Below are 17681 nucleotides of genomic sequence, written 5' to 3'. Positions count from 1 at the left end.
AAAACAAAACAAAACAAAACAAAACAAAACAAAACAAAACAAAACAAAACAAAACAAAACAAAACAAAACAAAACAAAACAAAACAAAACAAAACACGAATTTCATACGCTAAAGTTGTTCCATAAACGGTCGTTTGTGGAACTTTATATATTTTTACTAAATTAGAATGAATTACGGTTGAAAATCAGTTCCAAAACTCATCACCGAAAACATCAAAACAGGTATTCAATCAGCAAAAGGTGAAGAACTAAAACTAGGTGATGTGTTAAGCGGTGATGGATTACTAGACACAGTAGTTGTAAAAGACGAGGAAGGTCAATTACATGCACAAATGGTAAGTGAACCGTTTATTGCATTTGATTTAGAGGATTTCTTACGTCAAAACAAACATGTAGTCGTATCTGAACATACAAATGAACATAAACGTAGTAAAAAGAAAATATTTGAAGAATAGGGGTAGGGAAGATGGGGAAATTGGAGAAAGACCAAAAAGTAGTTGCACTTACATTTGAAGGGTTAACACCATGCACCATTGTAAGAGTTGGTTGGTTTACAATAATGGTAGAGGTAGTAGAAACAAAACACCTATACTCGATAAGAAAAGGTAAGATAACTCCTTTAGAAGAAGACAAACATTATTTCTTACAAGAACGTATTGACGAAGATGGAAACTATGAAATGGGGAGGGTTTTCGGTGGGATTGAAGATGAAGACTTAGAGAGTGTGAAGGAAGAATTTGAGACAAACAAAGATTTAGAAAGATATGAAGACTTCCATAATCCGTCAGAAGGAAAAGAGTATGACGGACAATGGTATACAATAATTAAAACAGGTGGTGAGTTGTTAAAACAATATTTTAATTAAGCAGTTACATAAAAGGAGAGATGGGATCATTTTAACATAAGATGGATGGTTCTTAATCCATTGCTCTCCACCAAGATTTAACCAACCATCCTTTTCAGCCCACACAGCATAATATAAATCATTAGCATCATTTTATTACTTTCCCATTAGTATTTTACCTCTACGATATACTACATTACCTATTGAAAACTATAACAAACACATATGTTGTAAAATATATTTTTTTGAGGAAGCTTTACCCATTTATTGTTATAATTATATCTGCAATATTTTTCCAGGAGGGTTCCTATAAAAAACAATAGGATAATGGACATACATACTGGGCACTCCCCTTCTTAAATACGTTCATAGAAATATAGAAAGGGGTTATACGATGGGACAATTTCAAAGTAATTTTCAATCGGCACAACAAATCGCTACGCAGATGAGAGCAGCTTCGGATACCATCCAAAGTGCAACAAATCGCTCTATAAAAAAGGCGACGCGTACTACGCTTTCTGTTAATTCAAAAGCACAAGAAGTGAACCAACAAGTTTTAGATTTGACGAAACAATTTTCTGTCGCCTTTCAACAGGCGGTTGATAATATTCATTCGGTAGCTAACGAGTTTGAGAGAATGGATAACGAACTTCAAAATACTTTTCGCTAATATGATAACCTACGTAAAGTAAAACGGTAGGAGGAAAAAGATGAGTCAAGATATTGACAAACAAATTAACCAATTAAATCAAAAATTACGAAATGTATTTGACGAACAGAATCGGAATCAATCTGCGATTCAAACACAGGAACAAGTAGAAGTAGACTTTCATGTATGGAAAAATCAAAACCATCGTTTGTTTGACCGTATTTTAGGAACTTGGCATAGAGATAGAGAAATGTCATTGTTTTTTATGAATATGAGTCAAGATGCACAATATATTGAGCGAAAACTTACTTTCGAATTGGAAAATCAAAAAGAAACATTGCTTAAGGAAAAACGAAATCTTAGTGACTTAGAAAATGACCTTTACTATCAAAAACAAAATCTAGCAAAGGAGGTCAATTCATGAGTTTGAATATGTATCTAGGGGAAGTACATACGCAAACACAAAGCATGAACGCTGTATGTACGGCTACGATTCAAGGTATGGAACAAGCCATTCAGTCGATTGACGCTTTTGCAATCGATATGGTTCTACAAGGACAAACATATAGCAGTGCAAAATCATTTTTTGTACAAACCTTTCGTCCTTTAGCACAAGGAATCATTTACTTATGTGAAGAATTAATCCGTCAGAATGATGCCTTTCCAAGTCAATTTCAATCACAAGTAGCTTCAACTGATGTCATTGAACAAGAGTTATTAGAACAAATTCGAGAAATTGACCGAATGAAAACAAGTATGGAAGCCATCAGTCAAGCTATGCCAATCCCGGGTATGGACGCTATGGTGAATCTTTTTACTGTCATGAGGAAAAAACTGCAAGAAAAGCTGGATCATCTATATGAATTTAATTATACTTCTAGTAGTAATTATGATACTGCACTTCAATTAGCTGCGAGTATCGCGCAAGGTCTTGCGGAAGTGCAAAGTGGGAAAGGTTTCAGCCCCGCAAGTGGAACATTTAGCATACAAGAATTGAATATGGAGTGGACGGGGCCTATTCAAGCAATTACAGAAAGTAAAGCTCGTGAAGCACAAATTGAAAAAGCAATTGCTTTACGAGAACAAGAGGCCAATAGACCATGGTACGAAAAAACAGCTATCGGTACTTGGGAATTTATGAAAGAATTTTTTCAAGGCGCCGGCAGTGCGGCTTTCGAAAGCGTTATTGGACTAGAATCACCTGATAATGATGAATTAGAAAGCAAGTTAACTTATCAAGCGGGAAGGTTCACGGGAAATGTTATAGCAGGAGCGGCTTCCATCATAGAAATTCTAGAAGGCCTTACCGTCATAGGCGGCTCTAATTTTTTAACTCTAGTCGCAACAGTAGGAACTGGTGGATTAGCATCACCAATTGCTATTACATTTGATGCAGCCGCTACAACGGCTGGAGTTGGTCTTGTTGGACATGGTCTATTTGCTGGGCGTAATGCAATTCAAAATGGTAAGGATACTCTTCAAAAATTCCAGTCTTCTCCGTCTTCTGGTGGAGGTAAGGGTACGGGTGAAGGTAAAAAAGGAAATATGGAAGACTTTAACCCGAAAACAGCTACAAATAAGCAAAAAGGTAATTATGGTGAAATAAAATCCAGTGACAATTTATTAAACAATCAAAGTTTAAAAGATGCTGGATTTGATTTAAAGCCAGTCGGCAAAGGTGCACCATCAAGCATAGATGATAAAATAGTAAAAGGGATTGACGGATTATACGAAAATACAAATGCAGAATCAAAGATCAAATATGTTATTGATGAAGCTAAGTTTGGTAGTTCAAAATTAGGAAAAACTAAAGATGGACCACAAATGTCAAATGATTGGTTGAAAGGTTCTGAAACTGGAAAAAGTAGAATATTGAAAGCTGTTGATGGAGATAAGAAATTAGCAATAAAGATTTCAAATGCATTGCAAGATGGTAAAGTTGAAAGAGTATTATCAAAAGTCGATAGTAGTGGAAATGTAAAAACATATAGAATAGATGCCAAGGGAGACATTATTGGAGAATGGCCATAATTTTAGAAGCTAGGAGGAATCGAATGGTATGAGAGATCATTTATGTATAGAAGAAAAATGTAGAGAAGGAATAGAATATAATAAAGAGTTTATTGAAGAAAATAGAGAGGATATTAAAAGTTTAGAAGAAGATGAAAAAAATGGTATTCAAAGAAATCCTAATGATAATAAAAGTATTATAGAAGGAAGATATCTATCAAATTTTATTTTTGGGTTGGAGGATATTAATGCAAAATATTCCTTAGGGGAAGCTATCCATACAATGGAAGTAGATTTTGAGAATGCCGTTATTGCTTTGGAGCATACAGGGACTAGCAAAGTTGGATATATATATATGCTTTGGATAATTTCCTTAGGAATTTTATTAGAAACGGATAAAAAGAATATAGAAAAATTAAAGAAGATAGTTGATAAAAAAAATATGAATGATTCAGTAATTGATTTTTTATTATGTGCTAGTGATATTGGGTATACAAAAATAACTAATGTTTATTTTAAAGAAAATCCATATGCAAAAACAAGAGAGATTATAGAACTTGCACAAACAGATAAGAAAGAAGCATCTAAAAGATTGAAAACGTATATGGAGAAAGAATGGTTTAAAGGCCATTATGATTATGAATGGAAAAATGCACATAAAGAACCTGGATATGTAGGGTATTGGAGCTTTGAGACAGCCGCACTAGCAAAGATACTAGAACTTGATGATACAAGCCTAAAAAATAATAATCACTATCCATATGATTTGGCGCATTACAAGAATTCAATGACATTCAATCATATATCCCTAAGTGAATATAACTATGAGGATGAGGCGGCAGAGATAGATGAAATAGTAGAAGGAATTGAAAATAATCCTGTATTGGAAAACATTATTCCTCCAAGATGGCATTCATTGGTCAATGAATTGATACATGATTATGAGAATATGGATGATGGTAGTTTTTATGAAAAATACAAAAAAACGATAGGAATAGGTCAAGTGTGGTTTTTACTACAAGAGTATGAAGAAGAAAATGAGCAAAAAAATCTCTTAGGATGTTTAATTGTTTTTGCCCTTACCGTAAGAGATTATATTTTACAATTGGACTATAAAGAGGATTTAGAGGACTACATTGAGAATCTTAAAAATTTCTGGAATGAATCAGAAACAAAATTAGTTCAATTTATTTTAGATAATGATCAGAATTATTATGCATGGGTACCGAAAGAAGTAAATATTAAAAATATGTATGAAGTGAATATAGAGGATGTCGATGTAGACGAAGTTCTATAACAAGTAAATCAAAATATTGTACATCATGAGTAATGTTGAAAAACAAAGGTGTACAGAATTCAATAAATTAAGAGGTTAAAAGTAGTGGTAGTTTGGGGAATCCGACTGCCACTATTTTTGTGTTTGCAAACGGTGCCCTAATTTAAGCAGAGTGTTGAAAAACTTGTACATAGTGTAGGGAAAGTAGAGGAGAATTTATATGGAAGATAAATATAACCCTTATGAAGAATTAGGTGATTTTTTAGCAGGAACATTTCACCAAGACATTGAATCGCCTGAGAAAGCCCTTAATGAATTTATAATGGAAGTTACTAAAATCTGTATTGAAAATACTAAAAACGATATACTTTCATTTTTAAACAGTAATTTAACTAATAGCGAAAAAGAGGAATTTATTAAATATAATACTTATATTTATTTCCCGGCATTAAATTTAACACCTATAGAATGGTTAAAACAGACCCTTGAAACACTAAAAGAAGCTATAAAAAGTAAAGAATACGATCAAGATTTTGCTAAAACAGATGAACTTGCACCAAATGGACCTAAATTAGATGAAAACACGTGGTAGTGAGTATGTTTTACCAGGAGAAGGTATTTAAAATTAAAAATAGAGGTGAAAACAAATGAATTATAATGAAGTAGAGTCTATATTATCAAATATTCTAGAAAGAGAAACCGAGGTATTAGACAAGCCAACAGATAAAGAATGGAAAGGATTAAGTGATAAATTTAATTGCTCGCTTAGTAATGAATTTAAATATTTTATTGAGTTGATGACATTCTGGTCATTTCCAGGTGATATTTATAATGTGTCAAAAGGTAAAACAAATGGAAATGATACACTAGAAGAGGTATATAATTGTGAAATGAGTAATAGTAATTGGAATTCAAATTGAAGTGAACCCAAAAAGTTAGACACTTTTTGGGTTCATTTCAGAGTGCTTTTTTGTGTTTTAACGTGAAAATTTAAAAGAGAATTATAATTTTATAAGTGTATTAACTTTTAAATTTTATAGATTGTAAGGGCTGTGAACAGTGTATGATGATAGTAGAGGGGAAAAATATGGACCTGTTGCAAAGTTTGAAGAAAGCATAAACAGATTGGCAAATGAGGAAAAAGGAGTAGGAAGTAGCTAACAATTGTTGAAATTCATTGCATGTTGAAAAAGCGGAGTCTCTTTGCAGACCTTTTCTGAGGTTAAGAGTGAAACTAAGGGTACGGTTAAAGGTGGCTCTGGCAGTAACATTTCAGACAATATCTCAAAAGAAATTAAATAGAAAGATTGAAAAAAGAGGGAAATGACAAGGAAGTCAAAAAATTAACACGAGAAAGAAATAAATTGGCCAACAAGCTGGATACGAAAGATATTATTAATGATCGTTATGACTTGGAGGTCCCAAAGGAGTATGAAAGAAAAATCGATAATTCAAAATATTTTTCTCATGATAAAGGTGATTTTGGGGAAGAAGTGACAAAAATCTTAGCTAGACAAAATAATTTAGGTAAAGACGTTTCCGATCTATTCCAAGTGGGGAGAAAAGGCATAGATGCAGCGTTCCTATCGGAAGGGCCGCCGCCAAAGTTAACGATTATTGAATCGAAGGCATCAGATTCCGCTAGTTTTAGTTACTCGGATAAACAGAAAAAGGGCGGAGATAAGTACTTCCAAGACATGGTTCAAAGCAATGATTCTAGGTATGCCAGTTTTAGAGATAACTTAGAGGAACTGAAGGAGGAGAATCCTGGTCTAAAATTCGAATTTATTAGAGTTGAAACAGATATCAAGATCACTGATATTGGATTCGGCGTTGATGAGTTACAGGTAAAGAACTGGAAGAAAATGGATTAATTCATAGGTGGGATACAATGATAAACCAAAAAAAGTTAGAAATGGCTTTTAAAAGATATAACAAAAATTTTGTGGATGGAATCAAATTTGAAGATGTTAAAGATAAATATAATGTTAGTAGAAGAAAGGTTGAGAAAATCGTTGAGCAAAATGAAACAAAGAAAGATCACATACTATTAATAAATCTAAGCAAAATTTCCTCATATTACTTGTCACTATGGAAAAACGATGTATTGATCAGCGGTGGAAACAATGCAGAAGGATTAAAGAACATGCAGAAGGTTTTATTTTACCAGTGCATGGGGCAGGATCTCTATACAATCAGGTATCCTGAGATGATCTTGGGATATTCGTTTAGCGAAGTCGTCCTCACATTAGTTCATTTTGCAATGTACGGATGGGAGAAAGAAGAAAATATATTATATGATTTTATGACTCATCACTTCGGTGAGCATTTAATAGATGCCAATGAAGAGGATAGACATATTTGGTTTTTGCTAGAGCTGTATTTGCAGTATAAAAATAAAACCATCATGGGAACGAATGAAAAATTACATCTAGCCGTGATAAATAAGTTTAAGGAAGCTGAACTACGATGCGATTTAATCCCTGAAGACCTGAACATTTATGATGAAGTGCTGGGACGTTGGTCGACTGATGATATAGAAGAAATAGAACATCTAATTTCGATAATGTCTCAGTATCATTCTGCATTAGTTTCTGAAATCGGACAGCTAGGTGAATTTGGTGATTTCGGATACGGATTTTATCCTTTTGAAATCTTATTCTTGATCCATGTAAGAAAACAACTAGGATTGCCAGTACCTACTCAATTCGATAATTTTCTGATGAATACTCCAGAAGCGAAAATGGTGTTTGGAGAACGTGAGCCATACCCTGAGTGGGACCCAGTGCTTCAGATGATCGATCAATTTTATCGTAAAAACTACCCGGAATATATTCCTAACAAGCATGGAGAATTATTTCAATAAAAGGGAGGAAGCTAATATGCCCAATCAAGGGATAGCGCAGATTATATTTCCTGATAGCAAGGATTTGGAAACGTTTTTGAAGGAGCAAGGAAGTTATGACTTACATGAAGACCTATTAAAATATGGATTGACGACGAAACAGTTTTTATACGTTGACTATAAAGGTGAGCAATACCAAGAAATTGTCAATTTTATTCTTGATTACGAATTTGCCCACCAAATTGAATTAGCAACACAAGAAGAACTCGAGAGATTAGAAGCATTTAATTACGAATTTTTACCTGAAAAGATCCAGGAAGTCAACAAAATACTGTCATCAAAGGGGTATGGACTATTTTCATATCCAAATTCGGGCGACTTCTTCGCACTATTCATTGTAAAAATAGAGACTATAACAAAATTGCTGCAAGAAGAAGTGCTGCACGATGATAGAATCCCTTTTCAAGAAAGGTGTATCAAGTATTATAGATAGACCTAAGATTGTATGTCTTCAACCTTGACTCCGGTCAAGGTTTCTTTATAAGTTAATATCAAGATTGCATAGCTATCTAGAATGTGCTATTTTTGGCCATGTACGATTGTAATAACGCCATGTGTTAAGGTGATCATTCATGTTCTTGCAAATCTATTTAAAACTTTTCGCATGAACATTAGTCAAAATAAAAAAGATGTTTTGAATTTGGAAGGCTTGATACTAGAAATAGAAAAATAAGTTGAGAGATGTGCCTATTTTGTGAGTTACTTGGACACTGACAAAGGTACATGCTCAATAAAGGAAGTCAATAGCAACGTTAGGAGAACGTAGTGGCTATTGACTTTTTTATTTTTACAACTGGGTTAGAATGAGGGTAAAACAATGCAACTCGCGCCAACAATCATAAATGCTGAATTTGGACATCTGGGTGGTGTAGGAGAGATAAACGCAGGAGCGTTTAAACCCGGAGGATTTGCAAATAAATAATAAGGAGATTATAAAATGACAATAAATGATAAAGTTTTTGGAGAACTTGATTATCAGTATACATGGGTAGGATACAGAACCATAAAGTTTTTAGGAAAGGACACGGAGATAGCATTATTAATTGGAGGAGAAGATGATGGTAAATTTGATGAAGGTCAATATGTGGCATACAATTCATTAATGGATAATTGGGAGAAAATCCAACATAACATAATACAACCAATTTTAAATTATTATAAACAAAAAAGGCATGGGCTTGGTTATGATGTTGTATTTAATGAAGACTACCCATTAATTGAAACAGTTGATCAATTAATAGAACATATAACATTAGTAGGTATTTCTGTTCCGTATGATTTCCTTCGCGATGGACGTGATGTAGGGGTCTCGTTTGATTGTTCATGGGATGAGGAAAATGGTTTAGGAATTCGTCTTATAAATGAAAAGGTAGATGAAGTAGGTTATCAAGATGTTGCTATTTAAAATAGGGTATTAAAAAGTACAGACCTCATGATGGTTGTACCATCAAAGAGTATTATGTGCAATGATAGAATAGAAAACGAAGTACGAGCTTAGGCGAGATGACATTTTATTAGGCGATCAATATAAATGCATGGAATGTATATTAAACTAAAGAACTCGTACAAACTCGTAAGCTTTAATGTAGTAGTCGTCATGACATATAAAAGGTGTCGCACAATAACTTGAAAACTTACAAATTTATGCTATTTAAAAATATATGAACTTAAAGCACTTGATTGTCATTTATGGCAACAAGTGCTTTTTTCATAGATATATTAAGACTCGATAAACAAATAAAATATAGATTGTATATACGGATTGATAAATGAAATAAAATAAGTCGTGAATATTATATAATTGAAATTAAACTAGCAAAAATTGTGGACAACATATTCCCCTTCATTAAAGGTGTAGAAATATTACCCGATGGAAGCGTAAGTAGATACGGGGGAACAAATTCTAGGGAAAAGTAAAAGAAGCACCGTGGCATCTCTAAAGCGAGTATTCAGAGTAGAATCTCGATAGTGGTGTTAAGGGTACGGATAATAGTAGTAAAGTAGATGTCCCTTATGGAACACAATTTCGTAAGACTGGTAACAAAAAAGAACTAAAACCAAATGTGAAGTACAAAACAAAAGAAGGATATACCTATGAAACCAACAACTTTGGTCGGATTGATAGTGTCGAAGCGAAATTACAACTCGGCAAAGGAAAGAGAAATCAATACAACTTGTACCATCAGAAATAAATGGAAAATTTGGGCATCTTGGCGGCGTAGGAGAGATAAATGCAGGAGCGTTTAAGCCAGGAGAATTTGCCAATAAATAAAAGGGAGAATTAAAATGAGAATAAATGATTCAGTTTTCGGTAAACTCGAATATGATTTTGTGTGGTCTAAGGATACTACCATTAGTTTTTTGGGAAATGAAGTCGAAATAGAATTGATAGTGAAGGGTGATGAGTCTGGTCAATTTGAGGAAGAACAATATGTAGCATACACTTCGCTTATGCAAAATTGGGAACACTTGCAACAAAGGTTTTTGCAACCGATTTTAGAGTATTATAAACAAGAGCGACATGAACTAGGTTATGATATTGAAGTAAATGAAAGTTATCCATTAGTTGAAACAACTGATCAAATACTAGAAATTATCAATTTAGATGGAATTATTGTTCCATATGCGGGGATTTTTGAAGGACGAGATATTGGAATTACATTTAATTGTACATGGGATATAGAAAATGGACTAGGGCTTCGTCTATTAGATGAACAAGTAACTGAAGTAGGTTACCAAGATGTTGCAATTTAAGCATTACTATTTGTAAGGGATACACATAATAGAATATAAAAAATTGGTTTTTTGGAAATTGATAGCAAAGACTCCAGAACTGGTAAAGCAGTAATAGAGAGAATGAAAAATGAAGATCCACCAAAAATACGAACAGTACGTGGTAAAACTGAATTTTTAGACGGTAACAATAAGTGGCGTCCGTTAAGTGAAGCAGATATGGCACATAAAACAGATGCAGTTACTTGGTGGAATGAAGTTGGACGGAAGAAATATAAACCAAAGTCTAAAGAAGTAAGAGATTGGATGCTTGATCCAGATAATTATTATTTGGAACACTATAGTAAAAACCGTTCTGAAGGTGCTAGTTTAGGACAGACATATTTACCACCAGATAATTAGGGGGAGTTTATATTGGAATTACAGGATGAACTGCATGAAAGAATAGTAAGTATATGTTCTCAAGGTGATGACTTAGTTGATCGTTTTGAATATGAGAATGCAATAAAAATGTACTTGGAAGCTTTAGATTTAGTTCCAGAGCCCAAATATAATTGGGCAGCAAGTACATGGATTTACACAGCATTAGGTGACACATGTTATATGAATAGAGATTTTAGCGCTTCTAAAGACTTTTTATTTAATGCAATTAATTGTCCTGATGGAATAGCAAACCCTTTTATTATGTTACGTCTCGGTGAAAGTTTGTATGAATTAGGAGATGTCAATAAATCTAAAGAGTATTTGCTAAGGGCATATATTCTTGAAGGATATTCGATTTTTTATACTGAAGATGATAAATATTTTGAAGTGATTAAAGATGAGATTTAGGAGGTAGATAGTAATGGCTTATGTAACAGGTGAAAAAGGTGCCTATATACAAGGATTAATGGATAAGAGTAATGAAGAGTTTGATAAGGGAAATTTAGAAGAGTCTGTTTTTTTATTGGAGCAAGCATGGGGAGAACTTCCAAATGATAAAGTAACTTATGACGAGAGCTTTTTAATAATATGGGGTATTTTAGATATCTCTACTTTATTAAGTGATGTTGAACGGATGAAAAGATGGGTTGATAAAATATTTGTCGCAGATCCTGAAAGAGGAGATACAGGCGAACGAGAATTCTGGGCTGGCAAGGTGGCTTATGAGGTAGGGGATTTCTCTAAATCTAGAGAGTATTTAGAGATAGCTAATAAGAAATCCAGAGGTAGATGCTTTAGTGAAGAAGATGGAAAGTATTTAAAATTTTTGAAAGAAAATTAATAAACTTAGTGTTAATTATTGTTTGAGTTAATCTAAACTTAAAATTTTGTAATTATATAAGTTATTAATGTGCTCAGTACACCATTAATTTGGTTGTATTGAGCTTTTTTTTATTTCTATTAAAAAACTTTTTATTTGAATTCAAGGATCAGATGATAAAAAGATATTTATGATTGATTACAGTTCGAAAACGTAGTCTTATTGAAAATAGAAATTTTCTTTTAGCAGTTCAGTGAAAGAAACCAGTTCTAAGGGTGCGGAGGATCAAACTCTCTGAAAGATGCTTATCAGTTTATGAAGGAGACTGGGGATAAGGTTTTTGGTAAGGATACGTGACCAAGTAAAGTTGAGGATATTCCACCGGCCTTCAAGCAAGAGGAATTTGCTAGTACATATGAAGAAAGACGGAATCAAACACCTCTTACTGAAAAGAATAAAAAGGTCGGATTTGAAGGACTAAGAGGTGAATCTTTATGTACGCTTAAACCACCACCAGACCCAGGGGTGAAACGTATTTTAGATGGGGTGGGTGTAAAAGGGATCCAAAATAAGAATGGAGTTCCTGATTTTTCACCAGTATCAAAGGCTCAGGTGGAGATTGACCATATGTACGGTGGGACTGGTAGCAAACACGGAAATAAAGCTAGACGGTCTAATTTTGCTCAAGCAAACGAAAAATTAGCTGAGCAGCTTAATAAATCGCCCGAATTAGCTAGCAAATTTGGAATGAAGCCTGGGAATATTACAAAAAGCGATATAGAAGATTTCCGACCCGCAAACAATTCAACATGGCATGAATTAAATGATGTGAAAACGATGCAACTTGTACCATCAAGACCATTAATACTAAAAATGGACCAGTAAAAAGAATTGGATATGATTTAGATCATTATCCAGATACTTGGGCAGAAAGGGTTGCAAGTATGAAAGCAGGTGAAGTAAAACCAACACGAAAAGAAGTATTGGATGAATATAATGCTCGACTAAGGGTTCAATGTCATGAATGTAATATAAGTCATAAATTTGAAGGAGTAGAAGGAACATATAAAGGATCAGAAAGACCATACAAAGGAGATATGAAAGAATGATTAACTACGGGGAACTTTATTATGACCATTATAGTAAATATTTAGGTAATCCAATAGATCGAGAGGTGTTTAAGAATAATGAAGAGCTCCCAAGTATACAAATTTTAAAATATGAAAATGTATTTGAAGAATGTTTAGTTTTTAATACACTTGGATTCAGTAAATATGAAGAAATAGTAAGAGATAATGTTGAAATTTCAATGGTAGTTGATGGAGTATTTAATAGTACAGCGTATATTCTTGCTAGTGCGTTATTTTATTGTATAGATAATGGAATAGAGATAGGACGAGGAACAGCAATTAGTGGTATTGAAAGTATTGATAAATCATTTGTTCAAAAATACAATAAAAGCGCAGTTTACTTTACTGAACCATTCGCTTTCCCAGAAGAATATAGTGATGTGTGTACTGGAAATGAAGAGAAAGATGGTAAAGTTCTGTTAGCATTCTTTATTTCTCAGTTGGAATATGAATGTTTTGTGAAATATGGGACAGAAAAATTTGAAGAGTTGTTAGAGGAAAATAACATAGATCCTTTTAATGTTAGCAGAAAATCCATAGAATCTTAAGTAGTTTGAATTGGAGATGTAATATGAAAGCGAATGAAGCGTTTGAGAGTATATGTAATCTAATAGCTGAAAAGTATTTAGATATAAGAAAGAAGATAATTTAACAGTAGCAAAAGGGGAAGACAAGAAGAGTAACTCTAGTAGTTCTTCAAAAGAAGATAATCCCTTACTTAGAGGAGAAAACGGTGAGTCATTAAGAATAGACGATAGTAGTTCTTCAAGTAGTTCTTCAAATAATAAATCAAACAGTTCTAGTAGTTCTAATGGTAATTTTGAAGAACCTAATCCTTTACTTAGAGATGAAAACGGTCAGTCATTAAGAATAAACTCTAACTATGCACCTAACTTTAAAACTTCTGATTCAGTTAATGCAGAAACAAAGAAGTACATGTCAGACATTATAACTCATTCTACTGAAGTTGCAAATACGTTAGACCTAGTAGATAAGATTGCAAACTCAAGTACGAAAGATTATCAACAAAAGAAAAGTGAGTTGACTCTAAGTCTAGGAGGGGCAAAGGTTCACTTAGGTAAACTAAGAAACTTAAAAGCACCTAGCGGATTCGAAGGAGACCAAAAGAACATTGTAAAAGCAATGGATGTATACGGTGAAGGTTTCCAATTAATGATAGATGCACTAAATGATGGGGATGAAACGAAAGTAGATAAGGCCATGACTAAGGTAAAAGAGGGTGAGAAGTACTGGATGGAAGCAATAAACAGTATAGATAGTAAAACAAGATAACAATCAATTTAAAACAAAGTTGTACTGTTTATAAAAAAGTCATACCGTTTTGAAGAAAGTTTAACCGTTTATAAAAAAGATGAACTGAAATAATCTAATCATCACCTGGAAAATCATCCCCAAAACTAGGAATTAACAATTAAAATTATGATAGAATATATATATATGGGAAAGGTGGGAGATTATGAGAAAACGTTCATTATTAGGGAAAATATTACTTTTTTTCGGGCCGATTTTATTTGTTTGGGGACTAATTATGCTTAATGTGATTACAGATATTATACAGTTTGAAAATACAAATAAGGTATTATCATTTAGTGTTCTTATTGCTGGAATAGCTTGTTTCATTGCGTCTAACTTTTTTAAAGAGCGTAAAGTATAAAAAGGGTTCATTAATGAAAAATGAGGCAACGTCCATAGTTAGAATTTGAAACGGAAAAATATAGGAGAGTAGAATAATGAAAAAAATTGTTAAAGTAATTGGATTTTTTCTTTTTGGTCTACTATTAATGGTAGGATGTACAAAAGAAAATAAAGTTTCTAGCGCAGATCTTTCTGATGATATTAATAAATTTGTACGTAGTAATGGTTTTATAAACTATAATGCTGTAGTTTCTAAGTTTAGTGAGAATGATGTTGGTTATATCTTTCCTTATTCCTCTATATCTACAAAGAAATTGCAGGAAAATAGATATGAGACCGTAATAGAAGGAATTATTGATGATAAAAAAGAAGAACCATATGGAAAATATTTAACACTTACTATAAGTGCTAAGCCAGATGAAATAGGACATTTAAATTTAGATGAATTCACAACTAAAGATGAATTTAATGATTGGTTTAAGATTATAAAGGTAGAAAAAAATAAAAAGAATTATGATATATTGACGAATAAGTATAAAGATAAAGTTGGCATAGGGTCTATATTACCAGAAGACATATCAGCAGAGAATCCAATCCATAAGAATACTATGTATAAAAATATCGAAAAGTATTATGAAATTCCTAATCAGACGGAAGAACTTTCAGAAAGTTATGCAGAGTCATCAGGCATAACGGAACAACTCCGCAACGGTTTTCAAGAACTTGGTACTATGAATCAACAAGTTAAAGAGGGCTTATCTTCAAAAATTAATGAAAATTTTTCAAAAGAAGAATTAGGAAAATTAAAATACACACAAACAGCGCGTATATCTAAAAATTATTATATTGTATTACTTTCAGAAAATGCTGTTGATAATATAGAAGATGTAAAAGCAATTATAATTTTTAAAGATACCGATCCCAAAGATACAACATTATCGTCTTTAGAATTTATTGATTTGAAGAAAAAATAATAGCTTTATAGCACTATTTAAAGAAGAGGGAAGGAATTATTTTTATTTTATTTATTTGGAAAGGAAAAGGTCTTTTAGTTCCATTAGCCTTGTTTTTGGGGTATATACCTGTTATAGCTCTAGCGGGTATGAGAATGGATATGAATATTGAACTAGAAAGTTTGTTGAGTAAATTAATTGGATTTGTAATGTTATCATTGATGTTTTTACCTGCTTTAATTAACTATCTTTTTACTAAATATTTTGTAAAAGATGAAGGTATTAAGATTGTGACTGATGAAGAAGGAAAACAATATAAAATTGACACTTATAGTAAATTTTTCTTTATAAGAAATTTTACTTGGACATTTATATTTTTGATATTTGACATCATCATGCTGATAGGAGCCATTGTTGGTTCATTCACCAATTAATCGTTATATAAGTTTTAAAACCTAGATTATGTAGAAAAAGAAGTTAGACAATAATTATAAAGTATTGTGGAGTAACTCAGGTAGAAAATGATCAAGCTTTTTTATAAAAACCAACTTAAATTTGCTAAAAAAAATCCATTTTGATCAATTTTTTTTCAAGGTGGATTCTTTTTATTTATTGAAAAATGCCGGTTTGAGAGGGTGATTCTAATCAAACTTTATTTCAAAGCAACAACATGTACACATACAGAATCAATTAATACATGAGCTGTGTGTTACTCATAAAGGAACTTGAGTAGAGATAAATACTGGGTTTTCCCACTATTTTGGGGCAGTGATACCCCATCTCAAAGTTCAAGTCAACAACGAAGTTAGGTGGACGAGATGGGAAAACTCTTACCAATTAACATTTCTCTTTATGAACAAGCTTTTCAATAATAAGAAAATGAAAGGGAGAGAAACATTATGTCAAAGCTATTACGTGAATTATCTAAACTAGATAGTGAGGTTCTAAGTTCTGAAGCATTGGACCAGTTGAAAGTTACATCAGGTAAAATTATTGCTTGTGATCCCCTCATTTTTAATAAAAATCCTTTCCAACAAACAATTCAGCCAGGTACATATCCAATCGTTACTTGGTGGCATAAGAAAGATGGAATAATTGCTGGTGCTGAATTAAAATTATCGGAATCAAAAGTAATAGAATGGAAGATGGCAACAAAACCAGGACAAAATGTTAGTGAACTGGAAGAAGGATATATTTTTGGTTACCCAGTCGATACAGGATTAGGGTGCTTTGCGGATGTTGAAGCAATTAATAAGCTCGAGGAAATAGAAGGTAGGCTACAACGAGAGCTAGGGGAAGAATTTATTAGTTTGTATGATGATCTTATAGATGACGTACTAACAGAACATGATGATGATTGGGGAAATTGTGTGGTGTGTGAGGAGACAGGAAGTAATATCATTATGTTCCGTTCAGGTTATGGGGATGGATTTTATCCTTCCTATTGGGGAATCGATGAAGAAGGAAAACTTGTTTCACTTGTTACTGATTTCCAAGTATTACATGAGGAAGATTGAGGACAAAGTTAATAATGATATAGAAAGAGTTACTACTTTTTTCTTTTTCATTTGTTTAAAGAATACATGAAAAAAATCAGTTTAACTAAAAAATGACTCTTCAGATTTGGTTGTATAGAATTTTGATGTACTTATCAATATAACGAGTCGTATTTGTTATAAAAACGCATGTAAAGGGAGAAACGGACTTTATATGCGTTTTTAAGTTTTTTAGCGAAAATAAAAAGGGTAGTCATTATTTACGACTTAACCCTTTGTCTACGATCTGACGAATTGCTTCATTTCGGTTACTAATCTTGTTATCGTGCCAAAAATCCTCTATTTGCTTAACTTGTTCTTTTGTAAAAGTAACTAGAATTTGAGTGTACTTGTCTTTATTAACAGCCATATTACAACCTCCTCTATAAAAAGTATTATAAGTTATATAACTATATTGAGGAGGTTATTATATGGAACGGAAAGTTAAAAAGATGATGGCTGATCTTCAATTTATTATGAATCATGGTCAACTCAGTGTAGATTTTATGGATTTAGGCTATAAAAGAATGCTTTTTAGTGCATTAGAAGCTACTGGGAAAAAGTTTAATGTGCGTACTAATGAACATAATGAAACAACCTTGTTCTTAGAGTTAGTTTAGTAAATTTACGTAGTGAGGAGCTGTTAATAATGGAGTAGTTAACCATTTTTGACGTAATGGATGAAACTAAAAATAAGCTTTATGAGGTATTAGAGAAAAATGGATTAGATTATAAGATTCATAAGTA

Annotated in this window: 25 protein-coding genes and 4 pseudogenes; 28 read left to right on the top strand and 1 reads right to left on the bottom strand. The window is 32.7% G+C overall.

Going from position 1 to position 17681, the window contains the following annotated elements:
* The first annotated feature begins 263 nt into the window (after positions 1 to 263).
* The 27 genes and pseudogenes from MR109_RS28210 to MR109_RS28085 all read left to right on the top strand — a co-directional run bounded on the left by MR109_RS28210 (position 264) and on the right by MR109_RS28085 (position 16916).
* A complete protein-coding gene (locus MR109_RS28210) occupies positions 264 to 455 on the top strand; it encodes a hypothetical protein (RefSeq protein WP_242274696.1) in 192 nt (63 codons plus the stop codon).
* 11 nt (positions 456 to 466) lie between these two features.
* Complete coding sequence (locus tag MR109_RS28205; RefSeq protein WP_242274695.1) at positions 467 to 865, top strand: hypothetical protein; 399 nt, start codon at positions 467 to 469, stop codon at positions 863 to 865.
* A 373-nt stretch (positions 866 to 1238) separates the two neighbouring features.
* Positions 1239 to 1514, top strand: coding sequence for a TIGR04197 family type VII secretion effector (locus MR109_RS28200; RefSeq protein WP_242274694.1), 276 nt, complete (start codon positions 1239 to 1241; stop codon positions 1512 to 1514).
* Between the two features lie 40 nt (positions 1515 to 1554).
* Positions 1555 to 1917, top strand: a complete 363-nt coding sequence (locus MR109_RS28195) for a DUF3958 family protein (protein ID WP_242274693.1) — start codon at positions 1555 to 1557, stop codon at positions 1915 to 1917.
* A complete protein-coding gene (locus MR109_RS28190) occupies positions 1914 to 3524 on the top strand; it encodes a T7SS effector LXG polymorphic toxin (RefSeq protein WP_242274692.1) in 1611 nt (536 codons plus the stop codon). The genes MR109_RS28195 and MR109_RS28190 overlap by 4 nt, the downstream gene beginning before the upstream one ends.
* A 28-nt stretch (positions 3525 to 3552) precedes the next feature.
* Positions 3553 to 4800 carry a PoNi-like cognate immunity protein gene (locus tag MR109_RS28185; RefSeq protein WP_242274691.1) on the top strand — a complete coding sequence of 416 codons (1248 nt, stop codon included), beginning with the start codon at positions 3553 to 3555 and terminating at the stop codon, positions 4798 to 4800.
* Between the two features lie 199 nt (positions 4801 to 4999).
* Positions 5000 to 5296, top strand: a pseudogene (locus tag MR109_RS28180) (contact-dependent growth inhibition system immunity protein); the annotation flags it as partial.
* Positions 5297 to 5426: 130 nt separating this feature from the next.
* Positions 5427 to 5699, top strand: coding sequence for an SMI1/KNR4 family protein (locus MR109_RS28175; RefSeq protein ID WP_242274689.1), 273 nt, complete (start codon positions 5427 to 5429; stop codon positions 5697 to 5699).
* Between the two features lie 444 nt (positions 5700 to 6143).
* The gene (locus MR109_RS28170; RefSeq protein ID WP_242274688.1) at positions 6144 to 6653 is read left to right on the top strand and encodes a hypothetical protein; all 510 of its coding nucleotides are present in this window, start codon (positions 6144 to 6146) and stop codon (positions 6651 to 6653) included.
* 17 nt (positions 6654 to 6670) lie between these two features.
* Positions 6671 to 7645, top strand: coding sequence for a hypothetical protein (locus MR109_RS28165; RefSeq protein ID WP_242274687.1), 975 nt, complete (start codon positions 6671 to 6673; stop codon positions 7643 to 7645).
* A 16-nt stretch (positions 7646 to 7661) separates the two neighbouring features.
* A complete protein-coding gene (locus MR109_RS28160) occupies positions 7662 to 8117 on the top strand; it encodes a hypothetical protein (protein ID WP_242274686.1) in 456 nt (151 codons plus the stop codon).
* Between the two features lie 369 nt (positions 8118 to 8486).
* A pseudogene (locus tag MR109_RS30595) lies at positions 8487 to 8606 on the top strand (HNH endonuclease family protein); the annotation flags it as partial.
* A 15-nt stretch (positions 8607 to 8621) separates the two neighbouring features.
* Positions 8622 to 9089: a DUF6985 domain-containing protein gene (locus MR109_RS28155; protein WP_242274685.1), complete on the top strand. Its 468-nt coding sequence runs from the start codon at positions 8622 to 8624 to the stop codon at positions 9087 to 9089.
* A gap of 595 nt (positions 9090 to 9684) precedes the next feature.
* Positions 9685 to 9855, top strand: a pseudogene (locus MR109_RS28150) (hypothetical protein); the annotation flags it as partial.
* Positions 9849 to 9956: pseudogene (locus MR109_RS30590) on the top strand (HNH endonuclease family protein); the annotation flags it as partial. The pseudogenes MR109_RS28150 and MR109_RS30590, both read left to right, overlap by 7 nt.
* Before the next feature lie 14 nt (positions 9957 to 9970).
* Entirely contained in the window at positions 9971 to 10438 is a 468-nt protein-coding gene (locus MR109_RS28140) for a DUF6985 domain-containing protein (RefSeq protein ID WP_242274684.1), read from the top strand.
* A gap of 102 nt (positions 10439 to 10540) precedes the next feature.
* Positions 10541 to 10819: a GH-E family nuclease gene (locus tag MR109_RS28135; protein ID WP_242274683.1), complete on the top strand. Its 279-nt coding sequence runs from the start codon at positions 10541 to 10543 to the stop codon at positions 10817 to 10819.
* 12 nt (positions 10820 to 10831) lie between these two features.
* Positions 10832 to 11248, top strand: coding sequence for a tetratricopeptide repeat protein (locus MR109_RS28130; protein WP_242274682.1), 417 nt, complete (start codon positions 10832 to 10834; stop codon positions 11246 to 11248).
* A gap of 13 nt (positions 11249 to 11261) precedes the next feature.
* Positions 11262 to 11681 carry a hypothetical protein gene (locus MR109_RS28125; protein ID WP_242274681.1) on the top strand — a complete coding sequence of 140 codons (420 nt, stop codon included), beginning with the start codon at positions 11262 to 11264 and terminating at the stop codon, positions 11679 to 11681.
* A 504-nt stretch (positions 11682 to 12185) separates the two neighbouring features.
* Positions 12186 to 12545, top strand: coding sequence for an HNH endonuclease (locus MR109_RS30335; RefSeq protein ID WP_374202590.1), 360 nt, complete (start codon positions 12186 to 12188; stop codon positions 12543 to 12545).
* Positions 12512 to 12769 (top strand): GH-E family nuclease, encoded by a 258-nt coding sequence (locus MR109_RS28115; protein ID WP_308197307.1) that lies wholly within the window; start codon positions 12512 to 12514, stop codon positions 12767 to 12769. The genes MR109_RS30335 and MR109_RS28115 overlap by 34 nt, the downstream gene beginning before the upstream one ends.
* Entirely contained in the window at positions 12766 to 13338 is a 573-nt protein-coding gene (locus tag MR109_RS28110; RefSeq protein ID WP_242274680.1) for a suppressor of fused domain protein, read from the top strand. Before MR109_RS28115 ends, MR109_RS28110 begins: the two co-directional genes overlap by 4 nt.
* Positions 13339 to 13726: 388 nt before the next feature.
* Positions 13727 to 14083 (top strand): DUF7018 domain-containing (lipo)protein, encoded by a 357-nt coding sequence (locus tag MR109_RS28105; RefSeq protein ID WP_242274679.1) that lies wholly within the window; start codon positions 13727 to 13729, stop codon positions 14081 to 14083.
* Positions 14084 to 14267: 184 nt separating this feature from the next.
* Positions 14268 to 14465, top strand: a complete 198-nt coding sequence (locus MR109_RS28100; RefSeq protein ID WP_001231844.1) for a hypothetical protein — start codon at positions 14268 to 14270, stop codon at positions 14463 to 14465.
* 76 nt (positions 14466 to 14541) lie between these two features.
* A complete protein-coding gene (locus MR109_RS28095) occupies positions 14542 to 15420 on the top strand; it encodes a hypothetical protein (RefSeq protein ID WP_242274678.1) in 879 nt (292 codons plus the stop codon).
* 134 nt (positions 15421 to 15554) lie between these two features.
* Complete coding sequence (locus MR109_RS28090) at positions 15555 to 15833, top strand: hypothetical protein (protein WP_242274677.1); 279 nt, start codon at positions 15555 to 15557, stop codon at positions 15831 to 15833.
* Between the two features lie 465 nt (positions 15834 to 16298).
* Positions 16299 to 16916 (top strand): DUF4241 domain-containing protein, encoded by a 618-nt coding sequence (locus tag MR109_RS28085; protein WP_242274676.1) that lies wholly within the window; start codon positions 16299 to 16301, stop codon positions 16914 to 16916.
* A gap of 235 nt (positions 16917 to 17151) precedes the next feature.
* On the opposite strand, the gene MR109_RS28080 is transcribed toward MR109_RS28085, so the two are convergent.
* Positions 17152 to 17304, bottom strand: coding sequence for a ribbon-helix-helix domain-containing protein (locus MR109_RS28080; protein ID WP_000290206.1), 153 nt, complete (start codon positions 17302 to 17304; stop codon positions 17152 to 17154).
* 61 nt (positions 17305 to 17365) lie between these two features.
* Between MR109_RS28080 and MR109_RS28075 the strand changes: the two genes are divergently transcribed.
* A complete protein-coding gene (locus MR109_RS28075) occupies positions 17366 to 17554 on the top strand; it encodes a hypothetical protein (protein WP_016128419.1) in 189 nt (62 codons plus the stop codon).
* Positions 17555 to 17681: the final 127 nt, after the last annotated feature.

This window comes from Bacillus cereus group sp. BfR-BA-01310 (assembly GCF_022664325.1).
Taxonomy (GTDB): domain Bacteria; phylum Bacillota; class Bacilli; order Bacillales; family Bacillaceae_G; genus Bacillus_A; species Bacillus_A paramycoides.
The sequence above is the reverse complement of the archived record's forward strand: the minus strand, read 5'-3'. Positions and strand labels throughout refer to the sequence as shown.